Source organism: Bradyrhizobium sp. RP6 (genome assembly GCF_003837805.1).
In the GTDB taxonomy this organism is placed as follows: Bacteria; Pseudomonadota; Alphaproteobacteria; order Rhizobiales; family Xanthobacteraceae; genus Bradyrhizobium.
Genome location: NZ_RQIT01000011.1, coordinates 195,986 through 202,500, shown reverse-complemented (window position 1 = coordinate 202,500; position 6,515 = coordinate 195,986). Strand labels below are relative to the sequence as shown.

Below are 6,515 nucleotides of genomic sequence, written 5' to 3'. Positions count from 1 at the left end.
TCCACGATTACTAGCGATTCCAACTTCATGGGCTCGAGTTGCAGAGCCCAATCCGAACTGAGACGGCTTTTTGAGATTTGCGAAGGGTCGCCCCTTAGCATCCCATTGTCACCGCCATTGTAGCACGTGTGTAGCCCAGCCCGTAAGGGCCATGAGGACTTGACGTCATCCCCACCTTCCTCGCGGCTTATCACCGGCAGTCTCCTTAGAGTGCTCAACTAAATGGTAGCAACTAAGGACGGGGGTTGCGCTCGTTGCGGGACTTAACCCAACATCTCACGACACGAGCTGACGACAGCCATGCAGCACCTGTGTTCCAGGCTCCGAAGAGAAGGTCACATCTCTGCGACCGGTCCTGGACATGTCAAGGGCTGGTAAGGTTCTGCGCGTTGCGTCGAATTAAACCACATGCTCCACCGCTTGTGCGGGCCCCCGTCAATTCCTTTGAGTTTTAATCTTGCGACCGTACTCCCCAGGCGGAATGCTTAAAGCGTTAGCTGCGCCACTAGTGAGTAAACCCACTAACGGCTGGCATTCATCGTTTACGGCGTGGACTACCAGGGTATCTAATCCTGTTTGCTCCCCACGCTTTCGTGCCTCAGCGTCAGTATCGGGCCAGTGAGCCGCCTTCGCCACTGGTGTTCTTGCGAATATCTACGAATTTCACCTCTACACTCGCAGTTCCACTCACCTCTCCCGAACTCAAGATCTTCAGTATCAAAGGCAGTTCTGGAGTTGAGCTCCAGGATTTCACCCCTGACTTAAAGACCCGCCTACGCACCCTTTACGCCCAGTGATTCCGAGCAACGCTAGCCCCCTTCGTATTACCGCGGCTGCTGGCACGAAGTTAGCCGGGGCTTATTCTTGCGGTACCGTCATTATCTTCCCGCACAAAAGAGCTTTACAACCCTAGGGCCTTCATCACTCACGCGGCATGGCTGGATCAGGGTTGCCCCCATTGTCCAATATTCCCCACTGCTGCCTCCCGTAGGAGTTTGGGCCGTGTCTCAGTCCCAATGTGGCTGATCATCCTCTCAGACCAGCTACTGATCGTCGCCTTGGTGAGCCATTACCTCACCAACTAGCTAATCAGACGCGGGCCGATCTTTCGGCGATAAATCTTTCCCCGTAAGGGCTTATCCGGTATTAGCACAAGTTTCCCTGTGTTGTTCCGAACCAAAAGGTACGTTCCCACGCGTTACTCACCCGTCTGCCGCTGACGTATTGCTACGCCCGCTCGACTTGCATGTGTTAAGCCTGCCGCCAGCGTTCGCTCTGAGCCAGGATCAAACTCTCAAGTTGGACTTGAACTTTGAACCGGCTGATCACAACGTTTGACGAGGTCCCACCATTTTTCATCGACCGAGGTCGACGAGCTGCCCGCGATTCACATCGCTGGCAACGATGGTGTAACCTTTGAAACGTGTACCGCCGAAGTCTTTCGTCCGGTCTCGATCAGAAAAGCCGAAGCTTTCCAGAGGCGAGACCCGCAAGGACTCCGCCGTCCACGTTTCTCTTTCTTCATCTTCACTTGTCAAACAGCCCGGGACCGCGGAGGCCCCAACCTTCCAGAATGGAAGGGTTCCGACACCCTTACCGACGATGAAGGACTCCAACCGACTGGTGTCGATTGTTGTGTCACTCAACAAGGTGAGGAGCATCAGTGGCGCGTTCGCTCGCCTTGGTCAGTGACCCGGCGGCGCCGCGCTCAGTGGTTGGGGTTATAGGCCCCGCCTTCCGGGCTGTCAACGCCCATCGTCAACAAATCGTCGCACAGTGGATCATCCAAAAAAATCGCGTGATTCCAGAGGTTTGGAGCGATGTAGAGCGAACGAACCGACCCAGTGCGAAGAAAAAACTGAAAAAAAGTTTGCGGCCCTGGAGGCTCCGGAGGGGCCTCAGAGGCGGCTTGAGGCGCCCATCCGGGGACGCCCCTTGCGACGGCATCTTGAGGAAGTTTTTTCCATATTTGGCGCCGTACTTGAGCCACAATCCCGCGGCGTTCTGGTAAGAGACAAGCTTGAATCGCGGGGATGCCTTGGGGGCTGCCGGCGATTTTCATGGGGTCAGGGGAAGGCGATCTTGCAGATGACGCAACCTTCCTTCGACGTTCGAAAGACATCGAGAGAGCTTCATCCGTCCAGTTGTTCGTAATTTCGGCCGGCCCTGTTCCGGGGCCTACTGAGCGCGGGCGCCTGTGCGGCTTGCCTTTTCGGGCAATCCCCGTTCAAGAGGGCGGCCAGGGACAAGGTTCGAAGCGGGCTTTCTTGGGTCGTTGATTGGGGGACTTGGGTTGAACCACAGGACGTCACGCGGCACCTACGGGCGTGAGACCGGGATCATCGATCTCGGCCACGAGCCGCCGCTGTCCGTCGATGGTTCCGAAGCCGCCGTGATCGACCGCCGCCGCGTCTCGGTGCAATGGTTCAGCGGGACAATTCTGACCGGGCTCTGCGGCGCGGCCCTGATCGGCGGCGCCGTTTTCGCATCACTCGACGGCGAGATGACGTTCGCCAAGGTGCCGGAGCGGGTCGAAGGCGCGTTGCGCGGAGCCTTCGGCGCCGCCGACCGCGCCGCCACGCTGCACAAGAGCGACCGCCTGCCGCCGCCGAGCGAATCCACCGCCTCGCGCAACATCGTGCGCGTCTCGACGGTCGCCCGCGTCGGCAACCGCGACGTGATGCGGGTGCGCCCCTTCGTCCGCATCGCCGGCAATTTGTCGATGACGACGAGCGACCTGTCGGCGAAGATCCCGCCGTTCAACGCCCAGCGCCTGCTCACCGATGTCGGCTCCGATCCGAAGACGGCGTCCGACGATCCCAACAATCCAGAGGCGGTCGAGCCCGACGCGGAGGTGTCCTTCGTCACCAAGGACCTGTCGTCGGTGCTGCCGAAGGCCAAGATTTCCGCAGTGGTGGCGCTCGACGACATCCTGATGCGGGTCCGCGATGCCGCCAACTGGCGCGGCAATGGCGGGGTGCGCTACGCCTCGCTCGCCAATGCCGCAGCCGATGTCTCCGGCGCGACCGGCCCGTCCGACATCAAGATGGCCTACGCCACCGAGACGTCGTCGTCCGATCCCTATGCCGGCTTCGAGACGCGCGTGGTGCCGGAGAACGTCACGCTGCTGCCCAAGACCAAGGAGCAGATCACCGGCGGCAATCCCAACGGCGAGCGTGTTCATCTGGTCAGGAAGGGCGACAGCGTCGGCTCGGTGCTGCGCGATCTCGGCGCGACGGCTGACGAGATCAAGGCGATCACAGCAACGCTCGGCCCGCGCGGCCGCGACGGCGGCCTGAAGGAAGGCGAGAAACTCCGCATCCTGATGGCGCCCGCGAGCCCCGGCGCCCGGCTCCAGCCCTATCGCGTCGTGGTTGCAAACGACACCATCGTGGAGGCGATCGCGGCGCTGTCCGATCTCGGCAAATACGTCGCGGTCGACGTCTCCAGCATGAACACCGTCGCCGACGCCGCGGCCAACGCCGACAGCGACGACGATGATGAGGACGACGGCAGCGGCGTGCGGCTCTATCAGAGCATCTACGAGACGGCGATGCGCAACAAGGTGCCGATGCCCGTCATCGAGGACATGATCAAGATCTACTCCTACGACGTCGATTTCCAGCGCAAGGTGCAGCCCGGCGATTCCTTCGACGTGTTCTACGCCGGCGAGGACGAAGGCGTGACGTCGAGCGAAAAGAACGAGGTGCTGTTCGCCTCCCTCACCGTCGGCGGCGAGACCAAGAAGTACTACCGCTACCAGAGCCCCGACGACGGCGTCGTCGATTACTACGACGAGACCGGCAAGAGCGCGAAGAAGTTCCTGGTCAGAAAGCCCGTCAACAACGCCATCATGCGCTCCGGCTTCGGCGGCCGCCGTCACCCGATCCTGGGCTACGTGAAGATGCACACCGGCGTCGACTGGGCCACCTCCTACGGCACGCCGATCTTCGCCTCCGGCAACGGCATGATAGAAAAGGCCGGCCCCGAGGGCGGCTACGGCAAGTACATCCGCATTAAGCACTCCAACGGCTATGAGACCGCCTACGGCCACATGTCGGCCTTCGCCAAGGGCATGGAGCCCGGCAAGAAGGTGCGGCAGGGCCAGGTGATCGGCTTCGTCGGCTCATCGGGCCTGTCGACCGGTCCGCACGTCCATTACGAGATCCTCGTCAACGGCCGCTTCGTCGACCCGATGCGCGTGAAGCTGCCGCGCGGCCGCTCGCTCGAGGGCCCGATGCTGGCCAGCTTCGAGAAGGAGCGCGACCGGCTCGACGGCATGTTGAGCGGCCGCGGCGCCGCCATCGCCCGCATGTCGGACGCGACCGGCGGGCCATTGCAGGTCACCAACCGCTAAGTCGGGCATCCATCGCCCGGCGGCCACCTCCAGACACGATCCGAATTCGACATCGTCGCGCGAGGCCGCTTCGCGGCGTCACAACGTCAAGTTTCGTTTGCCAAAGCGGCATGAAGGGCGAATACTTTCCAAAAAAGAGGGAGGTCTCGCCATGAAGAACAGGCTCGCCTGCGCAGCCTTGGTCGCTGTGCTGTTTCCGCCACGAGCCTATCGGCTGAGACCTTGCCGGCAATCTGGGAGGTCACCAAGCTCGTCCCGGGCTCGGCATTCCACGGCGTGCACGGGCTCGCTGTCGACAAGGCCGGCCACCTGTTTGCCGGCAGCGTCGCAGGCGCGGCGCTCTATGAGGTCGACCTTGCGGGCAGTAGCGCCAAGGTTGCAATCCCGGCACCGGTCGGAATGGCCGACGACATCGCGTTCGCGCCCGACGGCACCATGGCCTGGACCGGATTCCTCGCCGGCGATCTCTATGCGCGCAAGGGCGACGGCCCGATCAGGAAGCTCGCCAGTGGCCTCCCCGGCATCAACTCGCTGGCCTTCCGCAAGGACGGCCGGCTCTATGCAACCACCGTCTTCCTCGGCGATGCGCTCTACGAGATCGATGTCGAGGGCGTCAAACCGCCGCGCCAGATCATGGAGAAGATGGGCGGCCTCAACGGCTTCGAGTTCGGCCCCGACGACAAGCTCTACGGTCCGCTCTGGTTCAAGGGCCAGATCGCAAGGATCGACGTCGACAACGCCGAGCTGACCGTCGTCGCCGACGGCTTCAAGGTCCCGGCCGCCGTGAACTTCGATTCCAAGGGCAATCTCTTCGTGGTCGACACCGCGCTCGGCCAGCTCGTCCGGGTCGCTCCTGACTCAGGCGCCAAGACCATGATCGCGCAGCTGAAGCCGTCCCTGGACAATCTCGCCATCGACGGCAAGGACCGCATCTACGTCTCCAACATGGCCGACAACGGCATCCAGGAGGTCGATCCGGCGACCGGCCAGGCCAAGCAGATCATCATCGGCAAGCTCGCTTTGCCCGGCGGCATCGGCGTTAGCTCGGAGAACGGCAAGGACACGATCCACGTCGCCGACGTGTTCGCCTATCGCACGGTGAATGGAGCGACCGGCGAGGTCACCGAAAAGGCGCGCATGCACGCCGCCGGCGTCACGCTCGAATATCCGATGAGCGCGACGGCGCAGGGCAACGACGTGGTCCTGTCGAGCTGGTTCACCGGTACCGTGCAGGTGATCGACGGCAAGACCGGCGCAACGCGCGACATGCTGCACGGCTTCAAGGCGCCGCATGATGCAATCGTGCTCGCAGACGGCAGCATCCTGGTCGCCGAGCTCGGCACCAAGTCACTGGTCAAGGTGAGCGGCGAGCACGGCAAGGATCGCACCACGCTGATCGGTGACCTCGAGGGTCCAGTCGGGCTCGTCGGTGGACCTGGCGGCGAGGTCTATCTCACGGAAGCCTTTGCCGGCGCCGTCTCCCGCATCGACACGAACGGCAAAAAGACCGTAATCGCCAAGGATCTGAAAATGCCCGAAGGCATCGCGCGCGGGAGCGATGGCAAGCTCATCGTGGCGGAGGTCGGCGCCAAGCGGCTGATCGAGATCGCGCCGGACAGCGGCAAAGTCGCCGAGATTACCGCCAACCTCCCGATCGGCCTGACAGGCGCGCCCGGCGGCCTGCCGACGCACATTCCGACTGGCGTCGCAGTCGGCGCAACGGGCGTCATCTACTTCAGCTCGGATCTCGAGAACGCGATCTACAAGGTGGTGAAGAAGTAGCATTCGCCGGCCACGACCTGCCGCGGAACCCGCAGGCGGGTTTCCGGTTAGCTGACGGAAGCCGACCAGCAGGAGGATCGCCCATGACGCGCCTCTCACGCGACGATGTCGTCAAGGCCGTGGACCGGGCCGACGACGTCACCATCGCCCAGATCATCGGAACCGGCGCGACGGCTGAGGAACTCGCCGAAGCGCAGGCCTGGCTCGCCAATGACGAGCCCATGATCAACGACTTGCGCCCCCTGGCCCAAGGCCGGGTGCGCGAGCTGGTGGATATTCTGTCGGAGCTGGAAGAGGACGACGAGGAGGTCGGACCGGCCGAACCGGGCTCCGGTTCTGCTGTCAGTTAGAGCCGGATGGCTTCAGGTTGAATCGG

The 6,515-nt window shown here is 62.5% G+C and carries 4 protein-coding genes and 1 rRNA gene (1 of these 5 cut by a window edge); 3 read left to right on the top strand and 2 right to left on the bottom strand.

Annotation, left to right across the window (positions count from 1 at the left end):
• A 16S ribosomal RNA gene (locus EHH60_RS21255) occupies positions 1–1,302 on the bottom strand; it reaches 187 nt to the left of the window's first position.
• A gap of 53 nt (positions 1,303–1,355) precedes the next feature.
• Positions 1,356–1,661: a hypothetical protein gene (locus EHH60_RS21250; protein WP_124161385.1), complete on the bottom strand. Its 306-nt coding sequence runs from the start codon at positions 1,659–1,661 to the stop codon at positions 1,356–1,358.
• 632 nt (positions 1,662–2,293) lie between these two features.
• Here EHH60_RS21250 and EHH60_RS21245 point away from each other — a divergent pair.
• From EHH60_RS21245 to EHH60_RS21235, 3 genes are all read left to right on the top strand, one after another.
• Complete coding sequence (locus tag EHH60_RS21245) at positions 2,294–4,357, top strand: M23 family metallopeptidase (RefSeq protein ID WP_199751688.1); 2,064 nt, start codon at positions 2,294–2,296, stop codon at positions 4,355–4,357.
• A 222-nt stretch (positions 4,358–4,579) separates the two neighbouring features.
• Positions 4,580–6,139: an NHL repeat-containing protein gene (locus EHH60_RS21240; RefSeq protein ID WP_124161383.1), complete on the top strand. Its 1,560-nt coding sequence runs from the start codon at positions 4,580–4,582 to the stop codon at positions 6,137–6,139.
• Positions 6,140–6,222: 83 nt separating this feature from the next.
• Positions 6,223–6,489: a hypothetical protein gene (locus tag EHH60_RS21235; protein WP_124161382.1), complete on the top strand. Its 267-nt coding sequence runs from the start codon at positions 6,223–6,225 to the stop codon at positions 6,487–6,489.
• Positions 6,490–6,515: the final 26 nt, after the last annotated feature.